The following is an 18,315-nucleotide window of genomic DNA, read 5'->3' on the forward strand; positions in this document are numbered from 1 at the left end:
CGCGCCGGCGCGCGCGGCGACGAGCGCGCTGCCCGCCGCCATCGCCTCGATCAGCGTCAGGCCAAAGCCTTCATTGCGTGAAGTGAAGGCGTAGATCGTCAGTCGCTGGTACCAGCGCTGCACCGCTTCGATCGGCAGTTCGCCGGTGATGACGATGCGAGATTGCAGGCCGGCGGCCTCGATCCGCTTCTTCAGGTCATTGGCGAAAACTGTCTGCTCGGCCGTGACCTGACCAACGATGACAGCGGTGAATTCCGGATAGCGCGGCAGCAACCGGCACATCGCATCGACGAACACATCGGTGCCCTTCTGCGCCCGCACGCGACCGAAGCACCCGATGGCGTAGCGGCCCGGCAGCGCGGCTTCCGCGAACGCCGCGGCGCGATCTGTCGGCGGCGCATAGACGTCGGTGTCGACGCCGTGCGGGATGACAGTCGCCTTCACCTTCAGGAACGATGCCGAGATATCCGACGTCGCGATGATCGCGTCCATGCGCCGGATCAGCCAGCGCGTGATCCAGCTGTGGTGCCGCTGCGCCGCCGAGGTGAACACGAGTTTCAACGGCCAGCCGAGCGCGCGTAGCGCAACGCCTGCGATCATCTCGTTGTTGCGCCGCGCGTGCCAGATCAAGGGCGCCTTGCGGCGCCATAGCTTCAGGAAATCGGCGACGGTCAGGCGCGCAATCCCCGCCGGCGCATCGGATCCGAACCAGGCGGCGCGGTACAGTTTCGCCAGTCGCGGCGCCACCATCCGGTTGGTCGCAGTGACCCCGGAATAGCGCCTGTGCAGATTTGGCACGACCACTTCGAGATCGCCGGGGAAATTCGCCACGTCACGCTCCGTTTCGAAGGTCCCCTATACGCAACATTAAGCATAGTGACCAGTTCAGCCGCGCCGATACCCCCTCTTCACCACGCAAGCGCTAGCTTTGCGCGTTGATCGAAGACGGGTGAGATCATGACTGTGCTAGTCACCGGCGGCGCCGGTTATATCGGAAGTCACACGGTCCTGGCGCTGGCGGAAGCCGGCGAGGACGTCGTCGTGATCGATGATCTCTCGACCGGTTTCTCCGCCTATCTGCCCGAGGGCGTGCCGCTGTTCATTGGCGATGCCGGCGACGAGAACCTGCTCGAGGGCGTGATCGCCCAGCACAACATCGAGAGCATCATCCATTTCGCAGGCTCCGTCGTCGTGCCGGATTCGATGCGCGATCCGCTCGGTTACTACCGCAACAACTTCATGACCGCGCGCAACCTGCTCAACGTCGCAGTCAAGCGCGGCATCAATCGCTTCATCTTCTCCTCGACCGCCGCCGTCTACGGCAATCCGGACCAGGTGCCGGTGCCCGAGCACGCGCCGACGCGGCCGCTCTCGCCCTATGGCTCGTCGAAGCTGATGACCGAGATCATGCTGCACGACGTCGCCGCCGCCTACGGCATGCAGTATGTCACCTTGCGCTATTTCAACGTCGCCGGCGCCGATCCGCAGGCCCGCATTGGGCTCGCCACCGTGGGCGCCACGCATCTGCTCAAGATCGCGGTGGAAGCCGCAACCGGCCAGCGCGCCAAGATCGACGTGTTCGGCACCGACTATCCGACCCCGGACGGAAGCTGCATCCGCGACTTCATCCACGTCACGGACCTCTCGCAGGCGCACCGCTCGGCCCTTGCGTACTTGCGCAATGGCGGCGCCTCGACAACGCTCAATTGCGGCTATAGCCGCGGCTATTCGGTGCTGGAGACCATCGACGCCGTGCGCCGGGTTTCGGGCCGCAGTTTCGCCGTGCAATACGCCCCGCGCCGGCCGGGCGACATTATGACCATGGTCGCCGACACCAGCCGCATCCGCAGCCTGCTCGACTGGAGGCCGCAATACGAGGACCTCGAGACGATCGCAGCCCACGCTTTGGCGTGGGAGGACAAGCTGTTCCACGAGCGCCATGGCGAGCTCCGCCAGGCCGCGTCGGCCTAGATTCCCTTCCGACGCAAGCCCTTAATTGGGCTTGAAAAACCCCGCTTGAGCGGGCACAGAGGCCCATCGATCCCTGACGCGCGGGCAGGCTTTGTCCTGCGCCGTCAATGGACACCGGATGGCCCAGTTTCCAAAGAAAATCACCGACGATCCCTATGCGGCAGCGACCCTGATTCGCCGCCTCGTCACCGAACAGGGCATCGTCTACTGGCGGCGCTACCTCGTCGCCTTCGCGCTGATGGCGGTCGCCGCGGGCGCGACCGCCTGCGCGACCTATGTGCTCGGCCAAGTCATCAACCAGGCCTACGTCGACAAGAACATCCCGGGCATCGCGATGTTCTCTGGGATCACGGTGCTCCTGCTGTTCATCAAGGGCGTGGCGACCTACGGCCACATGGTGATCCTGACCAAGATCTCGAACGCCATCCTCGCCACCAACCAGCGCCAGCTGTTCGCCAAGCTGATGCGCGAGAGCGTCGGCTTCTTCTCCGAGCGGCATTCCTCCGAATTCCTGGCGCGGCTGACGGCCGGCGCCAAGTCGATCACCGACGTGCTCAACATGCTGGTCAACGCCATCGGGCGCGATCTGTTGATGCTGCTCGCCATGATCGGGGTGATGGTGTGGCAGGACCCCGTGATGTCGTTCATCGGCCTCGTCGTGGTGCCGCCGGCGATGCTGGTGCTTCGCAAGCTGGTCAAGCGCATCAAGGGCCTCGCCTTCAACCAGTTCACCGGCACTGCCGACATCATGGAGACGATGCAGGAATCGCTTCAGGGCATCCGCACCGTCAAAGCGTTCACACTCGAAGACACGATGCAGAAGCGCATCGACGAGAACATCGCGATCGTCGAGCGCAACGCCAACAAGATGGCGCGCGTCGCCAACCGCTCCAACCCGCTGATGGAAATGCTCGGCGGTTTCGCGGTCGCGGGCTGCCTGATGTACGGCGGCTACAGTGTGGTCGCGCTCAACGCCACGCCCGGCGCGTTCTTCTCCTTCATGACGGCGTTCCTGATGGCGACCGAGCCGGCCAAGCGGCTGGCGCGGCTCAACATTGATTTGAACAGCCAGCTGGTCGGCGCGCGCATGCTGCTCGAGGTCGTCGACAGCCCGGCCAGCGAGCGTTCCGACGACGACAAGCCGGCGCTCAAGCTCTCCGATGCTCGCATCGAGCTGCGCGATGTCAGCTTTTCCTATCGCGCCAATGAGACCGTCCTCAACCGCATGAGCTTCGTCGCCGAGCCCGGCAAGGTCACCGCGCTGGTCGGGCCCTCCGGCGGCGGCAAGTCGACCGTGCTGGCGCTGCTGCTGCGCTTCCACGAGGTGACGCAAGGCGACATCGTGATCGACGGCCAGTCGATCTCTTCGGTCTCGCGAAAGTCGCTGCGGGCGCAGACCGCCTATGTCGGCCAGGATGTCTATCTGTTCCGCGACACCATCCGCAGCAACATCGCCTTCGGCAAGCCGGGCGCGAGCGAGGACGAGATCATCGAGGCGGCGAAGGCCGCCTGCGCGCATGATTTCATCATGGGCTTCCCGCTCGGCTACGACACGCCGGTCGGCGAGCACGGCACGCAGCTGTCCGGCGGCCAGCGCCAGCGCATCGCAGTGGCACGCGCGCTGATCAAGAACGCGCCGGTCATCCTGCTCGACGAAGCCACCGCCGCGCTCGATTCGGAATCCGAGCGGCAGGTGCAGGAGGCGATCGAGCATCTGTGCCGGAACCGCACCACCATCGTGATCGCGCATCGCCTGCACACTATCATGCACGCCGACGCCATCCTGGTGGTCGAGGGCGGCGAGATCGTCGAGCAGGGCCGGCACGACGAGTTGCTCCGCCGCGGCGGCCGCTACGCCTCGTTCTTCCGCCTGCAGCATCACGATTCCGGCGCACTGGCGCCGATCAGCGCAACCGCCTAGAATTCCCTGTCAACCTCAAGAGCCGCGAGACCCACATGAACGCCGCCTCCTACGTCATTCCGCTTCCATCGCAGCCATCGCTTCCCGTCGTCGGCGAGGCCGGCCGTTATCCGGTGCGCCGCATCTGGTGCGTCGGCCGCAACTATCTCGAGCACATCCGCGAGATGGGCAATGACGAGCGCGCCCCGCCGTTCTTCTTCGCCAAGCATGCCGACATGCTGGTGCCCGACGGCGCCACCATCCCCTATCCGCCGCTGACCAAGGATCTGCATCACGAGGTCGAGCTGATCGTCGCGATGAAGAGCGGCGGGCTGAACATCGCCGCCGACAAGGCGCTCGACCACGTCTATGGCTACGCCGTCGGCATCGACCTCACCCGCCGAGACCTCCAGATCGCCTCGCGCAAGAAGGAGCGTCCGTGGGAGGTCGGCAAATCGTTCGACTATTCCGCGCCCTGCTCCGCGGTGCAGCCCGCCGCGAAGATCGGCCATCCCTCGAAGGGCAAGATCTGGCTCACCGTCAACGGCAAGGAAGCCCAGAAGGGCGACCTCACCGAGCTGATCTGGAACGTGCCCGAGATCATCTGGCAGCTATCGCAACAGGTGAAGCTCGCCGCCGGCGACATCATCATGACGGGCACGCCGGCCGGCGTGTCCCAACTCCAGCCCGGCGACAAGCTCGAATGCGGCGTCGACGGCGTCGGCACGCTGAAGGTGAGCATCGGCCAGCCGGAGTAAGTGCGAACGTAGGGCGGATTAGCGATAGCGTAATCCGCCACCTTCGCGCGGCAATCGGTGACGTCGATTGTTGCTCGACCGTACGGCGGATTACGCTTCGCTAATCCGCCCTACACCCTACCAGGCCTTCACCGGCCGGTTGGCGTGGCTTGTCTGCGGCACACTACGATTGAGCGACATGTGCGAATGCACGCACAGCCAATTATCGCCCTCTCTTGAAAACACCATCGTCGCGCGTCCTGGGCGAGGAAACGCACTGCCATCTTGATGATAGCCCGTGCTTGTCCACGGCGCGATCACCGTTGCCATCGTGCCGTCGCGGGATGCCAAGACCGAGGTCTGATCGAGCACGAAACGGAAGTCCGTCGTCTTCGGCCAGACGTTGTCCCACTGCGTCGAGACCCATTGATCGAGGCCCGGAATGACATCGTTGTGCGTGCCGAAGGCCAGCACGTCAGGATGAAAGAGCGGCCGCGCCGAGGCGTAGTCGACCTCGCGGACATAGCCCGCGAAGGTTTCCAGCCAGGCGAGGAAGAACTGCTTCGTCTCGCTGTCGGCGGTCGGCAAGAGGACCATCACTTGCTCCATCTTCGGCTACTCGATCACGGCGAGCTTAGTTGCCATGGGAGAGACCATCCAGCAAGATGGACCACGAGAGTTCCGGTCGAGATCGATCGACTAGCCGGCCTGATTTCATGGAGCCAGACTCATGAGACGCCTTCTCCTGCTTGCGGCAACGCTTGTCGTCACCTGCAACGCCGCCAGCGCGCAGTCCAGCAAGCCCTATGCCGGCCTCGAGCAGCGTCCCATCAAGGCGCTATCGCACCAGCAGGTCGACGATCTCCAGACCGGACGCGGTATGGGCCTGGCGCTTGCCGCTGAACTCAATGGATATCCCGGTCCCAGTCACGTTCTCGAGCTCGGTGATCGCCTCGACCTGACCGCGGATCAACGTGCCGAGGTGCAGCGCCTGTTCGATTCGATGAAGCAAGAGACGGTCCCCCTCGGTAACAAGCTCGTCGAGCAAGAGAGGGAGCTGGACAACCTATTCTCCGCCCGTGCAGTGACGCCGGAATCGCTCAAGGCGAGCCTCGTTGCCATTTCGGAAACGCAGGGTCGGCTTCGCGAGAGCCACCTCAAGTATCATCTGTCGACCGCTGCCTTGCTCAATCAGAGCCAGATGCAAAAATACGCAGAGCTGCGAGGCTATCAGCCGCCTGATAGCTCAGCAGGGCACAAACACCGTCACTAGACGGTGCTGACAGCGTGCTTCGCTGCGATCGGCAACACCAACGCAGCGCGGTGGCGGATTACGCTTCGCTAATCCGCCCTGCGCACCTCCATCACCTCAACGCCGACCACACGATGAGGCCGAGGATCAGCGCCGTCAGGGAGTATTTCAGCGTGTAGTAGACGTTGCGATTCCACTCCTTGACCTTGCGGCTGGCGAGATGGATCTCATAGAGCTTGCCGAACACCTTGTTGAGCACGCCGACATTCTCGCCATCGACGTTCTGAGTCGCGGACGCCTTGACGATGTGGTGGCTGACCCAGCGGTTGATCGCGGTCATGAAGCCGAACTTCATCGGGCGCTCGACATCGCAGAACAGGATGATGCGGTTGACATCGGTCGCATTCTCCGCGCTGTGGATGAAGGTCTCGTCGAACATGAAGGCCTCGCCGTCGCGCCAGACGCACTCGACGCCGTCGACCAGGATCCGGCACTTGTTCGAATTCGGCGTGACCAGGCCGAGATGGTAGCGCAGCGATCCTGCGAAGGGATCGCGGTGCGCGCCCAACTTGCCGCCCGGCGGCAGCATCGCGAACATCGCGCCGTGTACGATCGGGATCGACTTGAGCAGCTCTACCGTCTTCGGACACAGCGTGTTCGCCGACGGCAGGAAGTCGTCGTACCATTTCAGGTAAAACCGCTTCCAGCCGCTCTTGAAGAAGGAATAGAAGCCCCAGTCGTTGTTCTTGGCGGCTGCGCGAATGAATCCTTCGTCAAACAGACGCACAGCCTCGTCTCGGATGGTTTCCCAGTTCTCGCTTAGCGGCTTCAGCTCGGGAAACTGCTCGACCGAGATCACCGGCTTGTTGGGCACGGCCGAGCCCGCATACATCAGCACGTTGTAGGGTGCGAGATAGGTCGAGTGATCGCCGAGCTGGCGCGCGAAGCGCAGCCGCTGCTTGCCGCGGAAGTGAACGTAAATGGTCGAGGCCGCCAGCACATACAGAATGACGAGTTGCGGCGCAAAAAGCTGTTTCAACATTCCCCCGTTCCCCAGTGAACCCAGCCGGGGACGTCATCTACTCTGCACCGGCCTGAGCGGCAAGATATTCACCGCCAGGTTGAGGTTCACACTGGCGAGAGCGCGGGGACGGAGTCGGGGCCGAGCCCGGATCGGGACCGAGCCAAATCAGGCCCGGGACAACGCCTGGAGGCCCTTGAAAGTCAGGCGCTTGGGGTCGGTGACGCCGGCGAGATAGAGACGGCGGATGAAGGCGCTGACGGCATCGCGGTCGCAATCGGTCAGGGCGACGACGGCGTCGACTGCGATTCTCTGGGCTTCCATTGGGCTTACCTCGGCCTTGCGAGTCACCCCGGCCGAGACAGGCTAGGACTCATCCGTAAATCCGGCGTTAACCGTCCGCCAGCTTGGCCGATTCAGCCCGGCGGCCGTATACGCAAAACAACGCATTGCCGACGGGGTGATCAGGAATATCGCATCACGCCATCGTCGATCCGGCCGAAGCGCAAGGTGACGATGTCGAGCGCGTAGTTCTGGTACAGCCGCCACGGCTGCTTCGAGCCCTGTTTCGGCATCTTGGCGACCGAGCGCTGCACATAGCCCGAGGTGAAATCGAGCGACGGCTGCGCGGTGATCTCGGGGTCGTCATTGTGCGGCATGCACTGGCGGAAATTATGCCGGTCCATGTAGTTGATGAGCCGGCAGACATATTCGCAGGTGAGATCGCATTTCAGCGTCCAGGACGCGTTGGTGTAGCCGAAGGCCGAAGCCATGTTGGGCACGTCGGCATACATCATGCCCTTGTAGGTCAACGTATTGGCGAAATCCACGGCGCGGCCGTCGACACTGACCTCGAGACCGCCGACGACCTGGAGCACCAGCCCGGTCGCGGTGACGATGATGTCGGCGGCAAGCTCGCTTCCGTCCTTCAGGCGGATGCCGTCGCGCGTAAACGTGTCGATCTCGCTGGTGACGACCGACGCGCGCTGCTCGCGGATCGCCTTGAAGAGATCGCCGTCGGGCACGAGACACAGCCGCTGGTCCCAGGGATTGTAGCGCGGGGTGAAATGGGTCGCGACGTCGTAATCGGGGCCGAGCGCCATGCGGACGCCGCCGAGGATCAGGTTCTTCACCTTGTCCGGCCGGCGCCGGCTGAGCTGGAAGAAGAACATCCCCCACATCACGTTGCGCCAACGGATGACATGATAGGCAAGCCGCGTCGGCAGATTGCGGCGCAGCTTGTTGGCGACGGGATCCTGCGCCGGACGCGATACGACATAGGTCGGCGAGCGCTGCAGCATGGTGACCTGCGCCGCCTTCTTGGCCAGCTCCGGCACCAGCGTCACCGCGGTCGCGCCCGAGCCGATCACGACCACGCGCTTGCCCGCATAGTCGATATCCTCGGTCCATTTCTGCGGATGCACGATGCGACCCGCGAAATCAGCGCCGCCCTTGAACTCCGGCGTGTAGCCCGCCTCGTATTTGTAGTAGCCCGAGCACATGAACAGAAAATTGCAGGTGAAGCGCACGAGCTCGGTCGCGCCCTCGCCCGTGATGCGCTCCGCTTCCACTGTCCAGCGCGCATCCGGTGTCGACCACGCCGCGCGTTTAACGCGGTGGTGAAAGCGGATGTGCCTGTCGATGCCGTTCTCGCTAGCGGTCTCGCGCACATAGTTCAGGATCTGCGGCCCGTCGGCGATCGCCTTCGAATCGGTCCACGGCTTGAACGAATAGCCGAGCGTGAACATGTCGCTGTCGGAGCGGATGCCGGGATAGCGGAACAGATCCCAGGTGCCGCCGATGCAGTCGCGGCCCTCCAGGATGACGTAACTCTTGCCGGGGCACTTGGCCTGCAAGTGATAGCCCGCGCCGATGCCTGACAGGCCGGCACCGACGATCAGCACGTCGAAATGTTCTTGTTGCATGGTTTCCTCCGGCGAGGAGGATTGTCCGCCCGTCACTGCTGGCCGTCAATTGGCAATCAGCCGTTCAGCAACTGCAAAGCGAGTTGAACTCCATATGCCGAAATAATGAAGCCCCGGATCGCTCCGGGGCTTCGCGTCGATGATCGATCGGACCAGACGATCAGTAGCGGTAGTGGTCGCTCTTATACGGGCCTTCCTGCTTCACGCCGATATAGTCGGCCTGGTCCTTGCGCAGCTCGGTGAGCTTGACGCCGATCTTGGCGAGGTGCAGGCGCGCGACCTTCTCGTCGAGCGACTTCGGCAGCACGTAGACTTCCTTCTTGTACTTGCCGTCCTTGTTGTTGGCGAACAGCTCGATCTGCGCCAGCGTCTGGTTGGTGAAGGACGCCGACATCACGAAGGACGGATGGCCCATCGCGTTGCCGAGGTTCACGAGGCGACCTTCCGACAGCATGATGATGCGGTGCTTGTCGGGGAACTCGATCTCGTCGACCTGCGGCTTGATGTTGGTCCACTTCAGGTTACGCAGACCTGCGATCTGGATCTCGTTGTCGAAGTGACCGATGTTGCAGACGATGGCGCGATCCTTCATCGCGCGCATGTGCTCGATGGTGATGATGTCCTTGTTGCCGGTCGCGGTGACGAAGATGTCGGCGCGAGGAGCTGCGTCTTCCATGGTCACGACTTCGTAGCCTTCCATCGCGGCCTGGAGCGCGCAGATCGGATCGACTTCCGACACCATGACGCGGCAGCCGGCCTGGCGCAGCGAGGCGGCCGAGCCCTTGCCGACGTCGCCGAAGCCGGCGACCATCGCGACCTTGCCCGACATCATCACGTCGGTGCCGCGGCGGATGCCGTCGACCAGCGATTCACGGCAGCCATAGAGGTTGTCGAACTTCGACTTGGTGACGCTGTCGTTGACGTTGATCGCGGGCCACAGCAGCGTGCCGGCCTTCTGCATGTCATAGAGACGATGCACGCCCGTGGTGGTCTCTTCGGAAACGCCCTTGATGCTCTTGGCGATCTCGGCGAAGTAGCCCTTCGGCTTTTCCTTGAGCTGCTTCTTCAGAAGCGCGAAGAAGACTTCCTCTTCCTCGGAGCCGGGCTTGTCGAGGAAGGCGGTGTCGCCATTCTCAGCGCGCAGACCCAGATGGACGTACATGGTGGCGTCGCCGCCGTCATCGAGGATCATGTTCGGGTGACCGCCGCCGTGCCAGTCGAACAGTTTTGCGGTGTAGTCCCAGTACTCGGCGAGCGTCTCGCCCTTGACGGCGAAGACGGGAATGCCGGCAGCCGCGATCGCGGCGGCAGCGTGATCCTGCGTCGAATAGATGTTGCAGGAGACCCAGCGAATGTCGGCGCCGAGCGCTGCGAGCGTCTCGATCAGCACGCCGGTCTGGATCGTCATGTGCAGCGAGCCGGCGATACGTGCGCCTTTCAGCGGCCGCTTCGGGCCGTACTCTTCGCGGGTGGCCATCAGGCCGGGCATCTCGGTCTCGGCCAGCGAGAGTTCCTTGCGGCCGAAATCGGCGAGCGAAATGTCCTTGACGATGTAATCGGTGAAGCCGGGCTTCGCGTTCATAGGGGGTTCCTGTTTGTTTGGCTGGTCATTCCGGGGCGCTCGTGAAACGAGCGAACCCGGAATCCAGCAGTTCGAGATTCCGGGTTCGCCGCTGTCGCGGCGCCCCGGAATGACGCAAGTGAATCAGAGCGCGCGCTTGAGCTGCTCGACGAGATCGGTCTTCTCCCAGGAGAAGCCGCCCTCGTTGTCGGGCGTGCGGCCGAAATGGCCGTAGGCCGAGGTGCGCGCGTAGATCGGGCGGTTGAGGTCGAGATGGCTGCGGATGCCGCGGGGCGTCAGATCCATCGCCTTGGCGGCTGCCTTCTCGAGCTGGTCCTCCGAAACCTTACCGGTGCCGTGGGTGTCGATGTAGATCGACAGCGGACGCGCCACGCCGATGGCGTAGGCAAGCTGGAGCGTGCAGCGGTCGGCGAGACCGGCGGCAACGATGTTCTTGGCGACGTAGCGCGCAGCATAAGCCGCCGAGCGGTCGACCTTGGTCGGATCCTTGCCGGAGAACGCGCCGCCGCCATGCGGGGCCGCGCCGCCGTAGGTGTCGACGATGATCTTGCGGCCGGTCAGGCCGGAGTCGCCGTCGGGACCGCCGATGAAGAACTTGCCGGTCGGGTTGATGTGCCAGATCGTCTTCGGCGTGATCCAGTCCTTCGGCAGCGCCTCGCGCACATAGGGCTCGACGATGTCGCGAATCTGCTTGGACGTGAGGTCCTCGACCAGGTGCTGATGCGAGACCACGATCTCGCGCACGCCGACCGGCTTGCCGTTCTCGTACTGCACGGTAACCTGGCTCTTGGAGTCCGGACCGAGCACCTTCTCCTTGCCGGAGTGGCGGGCTTCGGAGATCAGGCGCAGGATCTTGTGGGCGTAGAAGATCGGCGCCGGCATCAGGTCGGGCGTCTCGTTGGTGGCGTAGCCGAACATGATGCCCTGGTCGCCCGCGCCCTCTTCCTTCACTTCACCCGGCTGCAGCGCATCGACGCCCTGGGCGATGTCGGCCGACTGCGGATGCAGCAGGATCTCGATATCGCAGGTCTTCCAGTGGAAGCCTTCCTGCTCATAGCCGATGTCCTTGATGGCGCCGCGGACGACGCCTTCGATCTGCTCGTTGGTCACCGACTTCGGACCGCGGGTCTCGCCGGCGATCACCACCTTGTTGGTGGTCGCGAGCGTCTCGCAGGCTGCGCGGATCTGCCAGGGGTCGATGCCGGCCTTGGGCCCTTCGCGGTAGAACAGATCGACGATCTCGTCGGAAATCCGGTCGCAGACCTTGTCCGGATGACCCTCGGACACGGACTCGCTGGTGAAGAGATAGGACGCGCGCATCAGTAACCCCTTGTTCCGCCGCTAAACGGCGGGCGTTTGCGATGTTTACCTGTGGATGGTGTCAATCACGCCGGCGCGAGATGACGTAGGATTCGTCGAGAAACCAGAGCCCATTGTACTTTCGCAGCACGTCCCTGGCGGCATCCAGAGTGCGGCCGTTTTGAGTCATTTCTGTCAACCGGTCGTCCTCAATCTGAGCGACATACACCGCCGCATTCCACGCTGCAAAGGCCGTCGAGGTTCCGATCGTACCGGTTACCTCGTTGGGCAGCGCTTCCATATCATACCTGAAGATCGAACGGTTATCCGCGTAAGCATTAAAATTTAAGTCGCGGCCCACCGATCCAAGTTCATACTTAACCGCACGCAGTAGCTCATGACGGCTGACCGAGAAAGGATTTTCTCCCGGCCAGATCGCCTGGATCATTTCCATGCCCGGATCCTGGCCATGGGAGTGGATACCGATCAGCCGCCCTCCCGGCCGAAGCGCCCGCGCCAGGGGTGCGATGATCCGCTTGGCCCGGAAATTGACCGAGGACAGGGCCCGGTAGGGCTGGGAGGCGATGACAAGGTCGAAATTGGCTTCGGTCTGGCCCGGCCGCGGAATGGTCGAATCCAGCAGGAACCTGTGGTCCTCGCGATACAGCACCAAGACGACGGGCCGTTCATACAGCGGCATGGCGGTGCGCGGGCTGATCGCGGCGCGCCAGTTCTGCTCCAAGAACGGCCTCAGCTCCGCGATCTGCTGCTCGAACTCGCCGGATGAGGCGCCCCGCAGCGGGACCTCGTGCCAGACGGTTGCAGCCGCCGCCGCGGGCGATGCCGGCGTGAGCCAGGGCGCCTCCGAGTAGAACATGTTGGTGAAGACGAACACCGACGCCGGATGCTCGAAAATGCGATCCGGCACCTTCTCCAGCGTCAGGCGCAGGTCCTCGAGGCTGAGCTCCTTGCCGGCGACGTAGAACGGCATGTGGGGAAAGCGCTGGTGGGTCGCACGCAGCACCCGCGCCAGCACTGTGCCGTCGCCGACGCCGGCGTCGAACATGCGCAGCGCCGGCGGGCGCGGATGGATCGAGGCAAGCTCCAGCGCGACCCTGTCGGCGACCACCCGCTTCTCGCTGCAGGTATGGACGAACAGCAGGTATTTCTGGCGGTTCTCGAAGAAGCGGAAATTGCCGCGCGGGTCGCGCTTTTCGGGCGGCACCTGAAGCCCCCGCGGCGGCGGCACGCCGCCAGCCATCGATGCCGCCATATAGGCCTGGATCCGCTCCAGCGTATCGATGGTGATGCGCTTTCCCTCGCGCAGACGCTGCACCAGCTTCCCATCGTTCACCGCGCGCCGGCCGAACGTCGATTCCGCCATGTCCGCCTTGCGGCAGAACTCCGTGATCTGGCTCAGGATTTCGTCGTTCTTCATGGAGTGGGACGCGGTGGGCAGGAAGATTGGGACCTGCGTCCTAGCAAATTCTGCCCACTCAGGGAATAGCGGATCGGGGCCCGTCGCGCGTGGTCCCTATCCGCTTTGCCGACGCGACTGCGCCCGCCCAGGTTGCGCCACGACCAGGTTGTGCTCGACGACGGAGGCGCGAACTCTCCGCGCCATGCGGCGCGCCAGGTCGGGAGGTTCAGCAGATGATGACGCCGGTGCGGGCTGAGGTGGAGTCGGCCACGAAGAATGAGCAGGTGGGTGGTCGAGCGGGGCTATCTTGCGGAGAAATGATGCTCCCGTGCCCCGGACGCAGTGCAGCGCCTCTTCAGCGGTGCGCTGCAGAGCCGGGGTCAATATCTCCGAAGAGCAAGTCTAGCAGCATGGGTCCCGGCTCTGCGCAGCAACGCAAGAGCGTTGCAGCGCGTCCGGGACATGAGCGAGGCCGGTGGCGAGGCTTAGTTCCCCCACACTTCCTTCGCGATCTCGACCGCGAGGCCGAGCTTGGCCCACTGCTCTTCCTCGGAAAGGATGTTGCCCTCTTCCGTCGAAGCAAATCCGCATTGCGGGGAGAGTGCGAGTTGCTCCAGCGGCGCGAACTTGGAGGCCTCTTCCAGGCGGCGCTTGATGTCGTCCTTCTTCTCGAGCTCACCGAACTTCGACGTGATGACGCCGACCACGACGACCTTGTTGCCCTTGGGCAAGAAGCGCAGTGGCTCGAAGCCGCCGGCACGGTCGCTGTCGTATTCGAGGAAGTAGCCGTCGTAATTGGTGCCGGCGAGCATGGTTTCGGCAACGGGCTCATAGCCGCCCGACGAAATCCAGGTCGAGCGGAAATTGCCGCGGCAGACATGCGTCGTCACCACCATGTCGGCGGGCTTTTCGGCCAGCGCGTAGTTGATGATGCGCGCATAGATCTGCTGGAGGCCGTCCGGATTGTCGCCGCGCTCGCGCGCCTTCTGCAATTCTTCCTGCGAACAGAGATAGGCCCACACGGTGTCGTCGAACTGGAGATAGCGGCAGCCAGCGTCGTAGAAGGCCTTCACGGCCTTCCGATAGGTCTTGCCGAGGTCTTCGTAGAAGGCCTCGAGATCGGGATAGATGTCCTTGGAGATCGACTTGCGGCCGCCGCGGAAGTGCAGCACCGCGGGCGACGGAATCGTCATCTTGGCGGTGACATGGGCCTGGTCGGCGATCTTCTTCAGGAAACGGAAATGGTCCAGCATCGGGTGGTCGTCGGGAAAGTCGAGCTTGTCGATCACCCGCACCGCGTCGTGCCGGGTCTGCACGCCCGCGAACTGGATGCCGGCGTCGGGATGAAACAGCTCGCAGCCGGTGAGCTTGGCCAGGAAGTCGAAATGCCACCAGGAGCGGCGGAATTCGCCGTCGGTCGCAAGCTTCAGGCCGACCGAGGCCTGCTTGTGCACGACCTTCTCGATCTCCATGTCCTCGACCTTGCGCAGATCGTCGGCCGAGATCTCGCCCTTCTCCAGACGGCTGCGGGCTTCCTTGATCTTGGCCGGACGCAGGAGGCTGCCGACCTCGTCGGCACGGAAGGGGGCTCTGGTTCGCTGCATGTCTTACTCCCTGGATATTTTTCTATAGCGTTTTCAAGCGACGTGGATACCGGTTCGCGTGAAGAAAACGCGTCGGACAAATTAGTGGGCCGCCGCCCCGGCGACGCCGAGATGGCGTTCCAGGACCGAGGGGTCAGCTTTCAGTGCGGCGCTCGGGGCATCGTGGACGATCGTTCCGCGCTCCAATATCACAACGCGGTCGGCGAGCCCCAGAATCTTTTGGGCATTCTGCTCGACGATGATCGAGCAGATGCCGCCCGCCCGGGTGATGGTGCCGATCGCCTTGAGCAGCTCCTCGACGATGATGGGGGCGAGGCCCTCGGTCGGCTCGTCCAGCAGCAGCACTTTCGGGTTGAGGGTGAGCGCGCGGCCGATGGCCAGCATCTGCTGCTCGCCGCCGGAGAGCTGATTGCCGAAATTGCTCCGCCGCTCCTTCAGTCGCGGGAACATCTCGTAGACCTTCTCGACCGTCCAGGGACCGGGCTGCGCCACCGCGGTCATGTTTTCTTCGACCGTAAGCGAGCGGAAAATGTTGCGCTCCTGCGGCACCCAGCCAATGCCGGCACGTGCCCGCTGGTCGGGCCGAAGCGAAGTGACATCCGTGCCGGCGAGTGCGACGGTGCCTGCGAAGCGGCGGGTGACGCCGACGATGGAATTGATCAGCGTGGTCTTGCCGGTGCCGTTGCGGCCCAGCAGCGCCAGCACCTGCCCCTCGGCGAGGCGCAAACTCATCTTCGGCAGCACCACGGCCTCGCCATAGCCGGCGCGCAACGCCTCGATCGCGAGCAGCTCAGACATTGACCGCCTCCTCGCCGAGATAGACCGCCTTGACCTGCGGATCTCGTGCGACCTGCTCGGGCGGCCCCTCAGTGAGCAGCGCGCCGGAGACCAGCACCGAAATGCGGTCGGCGAAGGAGAACACGAGATCCATGTCGTGCTCGATCAGGAGCACCGTGACATCGCGCGGCAGGCTGCCTACGACGGCGAGGATGTCGTGGCGCTCGCTCTCGGGTACGCCGGCGGCGGGCTCATCCAGCAGGAGCACGCGCGGCTTGGCCGCGATCGCGACCGCGATCTCGAGCAGGCGCTGCTTGCCGTAGGGCAGCGTCACGGTCTGCTCGTTCATGACGTCGAGCAGATGGAAGCGCGAGAGCAGATCGGCGATCTCGCCGTTGACGTCGCTGCGCGTGCCCATCCGCCGCCACCAGTCGCCGCCATGGCCGAGGCGCTCGGACACGGCAAGGCCGATGGTCTCGAGCGGCGTGAGATCGGGATAGAGCTGGTTGATCTGGAAAGTGCGCGACAGCCCCCGCAGCACCCGCTTGTGCACGGGCAGATCGGTGATGTCCTGTCCCTCGAGCAGGATGCGGCCCGAGTTCGGCTTCAGCACACCGGTGAGCTGGTTGATGACCGTGGTCTTGCCGGCGCCGTTCGGGCCGATCAGCGCGTGGCGGGCGCCCTGCTCGATCTTCAAGGACAGATCGCGGGTGACGCGCAGGCCGCCAAACTGTTTCTCGAGATTTTGGGTTTCGAGCACGATGGTCATGCGTCGCTCTCCGGAACGGCGACGACGGTCTTGCGCCCGGCGATTTGTTTGATGACCAGGTTGGGCACGTAGAGCACCCAGCGGTGCAGGCGCTGACGGCCAATCAGCACGATCACGACCAGCACGAGGCCGATCCAGAACTGCCAGTACTGCGGGGTGATGGTGGAGAACACCTCCTGGAGCATGCGGAAGATCACCGCACCGATCAGTCCGCCATAGAGATAGCCGGTGCCACCGATGACGAGTACCAGCATCAGATCCGCGGAGCGTTCGAAGGCAAACACGTCGAGCGATGCGATTGCCGTGGTCTGGGTGAACAGCGCGCCTGCGACTCCGGCGTAAAACGCCGCGAGCGTGTAGATCGCGATCAGGCGGCGGTTAACGGGGATGCCGATCGCGGCGGCGCGCAGCGGATTGTTCTTGATCGCGCGCAGCGACAGGCCGAACGGAGAGTGCACGACGCGGCGGGCGAACAAGAAGAGGAGGAACAGCACGGCCAGCGAATAGAAGAAGCCGGCCTTGCCGAACATGTCGAACGGGATTTCGCCGAAGATCGGCTGCATCTCGATGCCCTGCAAGCCGTCGGTGCCACCGGTGATGTTGGAGAAGCGTTCGGCGAGCGCTTCCAGCAGCAGGGCGATGCCGAGCGTCACCATCAAGCGCGTCAGATCGACGCCGCGGATCACCAGGAAGCTGGTGGCGAAGCCGAGCACCATCGCAGCAAGGCCGGCGACGATCAGCGCCAGGACCGGCTCCTTGACGATCCCGTGCAGCGCGAGAAGCCCCGCGGCATAGGCGCCGACGCCGAAGAAAGCGGCATGACCGAGCGAGACGATGCCGGCATAGCCGAGGATGAGATCCAGCGACATCGTAAACAGCGCCAGCCGCAGGATGTCGGTCATGATCAGATAGCGCGTGGGAAAGGCGAAGCCGCAGGCCAGCACGATCAGCCAGAAGGCGATTTCGCCGTAGTGCCAGCGCGCTTGGCGCTGGGCGTGATGACCGACGTCGGAAGCAGCGCTCATCGGCGAACTCAACGCGCAGCCGTGCGGCCGAACAGGCCGTTCGGACGCCAGATCAGGATCACGATCATCATGGTGTAGATCACGAAGGGTCCCATCTTCGGCACGTAGTATTTGCCGGCGACGTCACCGATGCCGAGCAGGAGCGAGGCCAGGAACGGGCCCGTTATCGAGGAGGAACCGCCGACGGTGACCACGATCAGGAAGTAGATCATGAACTTCAGCGGAAAGTACGGATCGAGGCCGAGGATCTCGGCGCTCAGCGCGCCGCCGAGACCTGCGAGTCCGCAACCAAAGGCAAAGGTGAAGGCGAACACCTGCGGCACGTTGATGCCGAGGCCGCTGGCGGCGCGGGGATCATCCACGGCGGCGCGCAAACGGCTGCCGAAGCGCGTCTTGGCCAGCACCATCTGAAGCGCGATGGTGAGCAGGCCGCAAATCACGATGATCATCAGCCGGTAGCGGCCGATGCCGACGCCGAACAGGTCGAACTGCCCCTGTAGCGCGGCGGGCAGATTGATGAAGACCCGCGAGGAACCCTGGATATAGTCGACCGCGGCGACCGACATGAAGGTCAGGCCGATGGTGAACAGCACCTGATCGAGATGGCTGCGCGTATAGAGGTGGCGGTAGAGGGTGCGTTCGAGCACGATGCCGATCGCGGCGGAGGAGACGAAAGCGAGCGGCAGCGCTGCGAAGAACGGCCAGCCCATCCGGTTGACCAGCACCATGCAGACATAGCCGCCGGCCATGGCGAAAGCGCCATGGGCGAGATTGACGAAGTTCATCAATCCGAGCGTGACCGCGAGCCCGCAGGCGAGCACGAACAGCAGCATGCCGTAGGCAACGCCATCGAACAGGTTGGTGAGGATTGAGGTCATCGTCTCAGCTTGGTTGGGGCGTCATGGCCGGGCTTGTCCCGGCCATCCACGTTCTTGTCCGGGCTCCCGCGTGGATGCCCGGGTCAAGCCCGGGCATGACGCTGGAGCGGTACGCGAGATCCCGGGTTCGCGCTCATGCGAGCCCCAGGGATGAC

The 18,315-nt window shown here is 63.8% G+C and carries 17 protein-coding genes; 4 read left to right on the forward strand and 13 right to left on the reverse strand.

The window, feature by feature from the left end; translation table 11 throughout:
• Positions 1-831: glycosyltransferase family 4 protein (locus tag MOV74_RS05735; RefSeq protein WP_246918958.1), on the reverse strand; the 831-nt coding region annotated here is incomplete at its 3' end.
• Between the two features lie 126 nt (positions 832-957).
• Here MOV74_RS05735 and galE point away from each other — a divergent pair.
• From galE to MOV74_RS05750, 3 genes are all read left to right on the forward strand, one after another.
• On the forward strand, positions 958-1,971 hold the full coding sequence (gene galE / locus MOV74_RS05740; RefSeq protein WP_246918959.1) for a UDP-glucose 4-epimerase GalE: 1,014 nt from the start codon (positions 958-960) through the stop codon (positions 1,969-1,971).
• A 118-nt stretch (positions 1,972-2,089) separates the two neighbouring features.
• Positions 2,090-3,892 carry an ABC transporter ATP-binding protein gene (locus MOV74_RS05745; RefSeq protein ID WP_246918960.1) on the forward strand — a complete coding sequence of 601 codons (1,803 nt, stop codon included), beginning with the start codon at positions 2,090-2,092 and terminating at the stop codon, positions 3,890-3,892.
• A gap of 35 nt (positions 3,893-3,927) precedes the next feature.
• Positions 3,928-4,629: a fumarylacetoacetate hydrolase family protein gene (locus MOV74_RS05750; protein WP_246918961.1), complete on the forward strand. Its 702-nt coding sequence runs from the start codon at positions 3,928-3,930 to the stop codon at positions 4,627-4,629.
• Between the two features lie 117 nt (positions 4,630-4,746).
• On the opposite strand, the gene MOV74_RS05755 is transcribed toward MOV74_RS05750, so the two are convergent.
• Entirely contained in the window at positions 4,747-5,205 is a 459-nt protein-coding gene (locus MOV74_RS05755) for a nuclear transport factor 2 family protein (protein WP_246918962.1), read from the reverse strand.
• A 133-nt stretch (positions 5,206-5,338) separates the two neighbouring features.
• Between MOV74_RS05755 and MOV74_RS05760 the strand changes: the two genes are divergently transcribed.
• Complete coding sequence (locus tag MOV74_RS05760; protein ID WP_246918963.1) at positions 5,339-5,881, forward strand: Spy/CpxP family protein refolding chaperone; 543 nt, start codon at positions 5,339-5,341, stop codon at positions 5,879-5,881.
• Positions 5,882-5,972: 91 nt separating this feature from the next.
• On the opposite strand, the gene MOV74_RS05765 is transcribed toward MOV74_RS05760, so the two are convergent.
• The 11 genes from MOV74_RS05765 to MOV74_RS05815 all read right to left on the reverse strand — a co-directional run bounded on the left by MOV74_RS05765 (position 5,973) and on the right by MOV74_RS05815 (position 18,160).
• Positions 5,973-6,902: an aspartyl/asparaginyl beta-hydroxylase domain-containing protein gene (locus MOV74_RS05765; RefSeq protein ID WP_246918964.1), complete on the reverse strand. Its 930-nt coding sequence runs from the start codon at positions 6,900-6,902 to the stop codon at positions 5,973-5,975.
• A gap of 147 nt (positions 6,903-7,049) precedes the next feature.
• Positions 7,050-7,205 (reverse strand): hypothetical protein, encoded by a 156-nt coding sequence (locus tag MOV74_RS05770; RefSeq protein WP_246918965.1) that lies wholly within the window; start codon positions 7,203-7,205, stop codon positions 7,050-7,052.
• A 140-nt stretch (positions 7,206-7,345) separates the two neighbouring features.
• The gene (locus MOV74_RS05775) at positions 7,346-8,806 is read right to left on the reverse strand and encodes an NAD(P)/FAD-dependent oxidoreductase (protein ID WP_246918966.1); all 1,461 of its coding nucleotides are present in this window, start codon (positions 8,804-8,806) and stop codon (positions 7,346-7,348) included.
• A 160-nt stretch (positions 8,807-8,966) separates the two neighbouring features.
• Positions 8,967-10,388, reverse strand: a complete 1,422-nt coding sequence (ahcY, locus tag MOV74_RS05780; protein ID WP_246918967.1) for an adenosylhomocysteinase — start codon at positions 10,386-10,388, stop codon at positions 8,967-8,969.
• A 123-nt stretch (positions 10,389-10,511) separates the two neighbouring features.
• Positions 10,512-11,708, reverse strand: a complete 1,197-nt coding sequence (gene metK / locus MOV74_RS05785) for a methionine adenosyltransferase (RefSeq protein ID WP_246918968.1) — start codon at positions 11,706-11,708, stop codon at positions 10,512-10,514.
• A 61-nt stretch (positions 11,709-11,769) separates the two neighbouring features.
• Positions 11,770-13,125, reverse strand: coding sequence for a hypothetical protein (locus MOV74_RS05790; protein WP_246918969.1), 1,356 nt, complete (start codon positions 13,123-13,125; stop codon positions 11,770-11,772).
• A gap of 467 nt (positions 13,126-13,592) precedes the next feature.
• Positions 13,593-14,711: a cobalamin-independent methionine synthase II family protein gene (locus tag MOV74_RS05795; protein ID WP_246918970.1), complete on the reverse strand. Its 1,119-nt coding sequence runs from the start codon at positions 14,709-14,711 to the stop codon at positions 13,593-13,595.
• 81 nt (positions 14,712-14,792) lie between these two features.
• Complete coding sequence (locus MOV74_RS05800) at positions 14,793-15,509, reverse strand: ABC transporter ATP-binding protein (RefSeq protein WP_246918971.1); 717 nt, start codon at positions 15,507-15,509, stop codon at positions 14,793-14,795.
• A complete protein-coding gene (locus MOV74_RS05805; RefSeq protein ID WP_246918972.1) occupies positions 15,502-16,257 on the reverse strand; it encodes an ABC transporter ATP-binding protein in 756 nt (251 codons plus the stop codon). The genes MOV74_RS05800 and MOV74_RS05805 overlap by 8 nt, the downstream gene beginning before the upstream one ends.
• The gene (locus MOV74_RS05810) at positions 16,254-17,282 is read right to left on the reverse strand and encodes a branched-chain amino acid ABC transporter permease (RefSeq protein ID WP_246918973.1); all 1,029 of its coding nucleotides are present in this window, start codon (positions 17,280-17,282) and stop codon (positions 16,254-16,256) included. The genes MOV74_RS05805 and MOV74_RS05810 overlap by 4 nt, the downstream gene beginning before the upstream one ends.
• A gap of 8 nt (positions 17,283-17,290) precedes the next feature.
• Complete coding sequence (locus MOV74_RS05815; protein ID WP_246918974.1) at positions 17,291-18,160, reverse strand: branched-chain amino acid ABC transporter permease; 870 nt, start codon at positions 18,158-18,160, stop codon at positions 17,291-17,293.
• Positions 18,161-18,315 lie beyond the last annotated feature (155 nt).

The organism is Bradyrhizobium sp. SHOUNA76, assembly GCF_023006445.1.
Lineage (GTDB): Bacteria > Pseudomonadota > Alphaproteobacteria > Rhizobiales > Xanthobacteraceae > Bradyrhizobium.

Excerpts from the sequence above, each read along its gene's own strand:
- galE (WP_246918959.1), top strand. The coding sequence starts at position 958 with ATGACTGTGCTAGTCACCGGCGGCGCCGGTTATATCGGAAGTCACACG.
- MOV74_RS05745 (WP_246918960.1), top strand. The coding sequence starts at position 2,090 with ATGGCCCAGTTTCCAAAGAAAATCACCGACGATCCCTATGCGGCAGCG.
- MOV74_RS05750 (WP_246918961.1), top strand. The coding sequence starts at position 3,928 with ATGAACGCCGCCTCCTACGTCATTCCGCTTCCATCGCAGCCATCGCTT.
- MOV74_RS05755 (WP_246918962.1), bottom strand. The coding sequence starts at position 5,205 with ATGGTCCTCTTGCCGACCGCCGACAGCGAGACGAAGCAGTTCTTCCTC.
- MOV74_RS05760 (WP_246918963.1), top strand. The coding sequence starts at position 5,339 with ATGAGACGCCTTCTCCTGCTTGCGGCAACGCTTGTCGTCACCTGCAAC.
- MOV74_RS05765 (WP_246918964.1), bottom strand. The coding sequence starts at position 6,902 with ATGTTGAAACAGCTTTTTGCGCCGCAACTCGTCATTCTGTATGTGCTG.
- MOV74_RS05770 (WP_246918965.1), bottom strand. The coding sequence starts at position 7,205 with ATGGAAGCCCAGAGAATCGCAGTCGACGCCGTCGTCGCCCTGACCGAT.
- MOV74_RS05775 (WP_246918966.1), bottom strand. The coding sequence starts at position 8,806 with ATGCAACAAGAACATTTCGACGTGCTGATCGTCGGTGCCGGCCTGTCA.
- ahcY (WP_246918967.1), bottom strand. The coding sequence starts at position 10,388 with ATGAACGCGAAGCCCGGCTTCACCGATTACATCGTCAAGGACATTTCG.
- metK (WP_246918968.1), bottom strand. The coding sequence starts at position 11,708 with ATGCGCGCGTCCTATCTCTTCACCAGCGAGTCCGTGTCCGAGGGTCAT.
- MOV74_RS05790 (WP_246918969.1), bottom strand. The coding sequence starts at position 13,125 with ATGAAGAACGACGAAATCCTGAGCCAGATCACGGAGTTCTGCCGCAAG.
- MOV74_RS05795 (WP_246918970.1), bottom strand. The coding sequence starts at position 14,711 with ATGCAGCGAACCAGAGCCCCCTTCCGTGCCGACGAGGTCGGCAGCCTC.
- MOV74_RS05800 (WP_246918971.1), bottom strand. The coding sequence starts at position 15,509 with ATGTCTGAGCTGCTCGCGATCGAGGCGTTGCGCGCCGGCTATGGCGAG.
- MOV74_RS05805 (WP_246918972.1), bottom strand. The coding sequence starts at position 16,257 with ATGACCATCGTGCTCGAAACCCAAAATCTCGAGAAACAGTTTGGCGGC.
- MOV74_RS05810 (WP_246918973.1), bottom strand. The coding sequence starts at position 17,282 with ATGAGCGCTGCTTCCGACGTCGGTCATCACGCCCAGCGCCAAGCGCGC.
- MOV74_RS05815 (WP_246918974.1), bottom strand. The coding sequence starts at position 18,160 with ATGACCTCAATCCTCACCAACCTGTTCGATGGCGTTGCCTACGGCATG.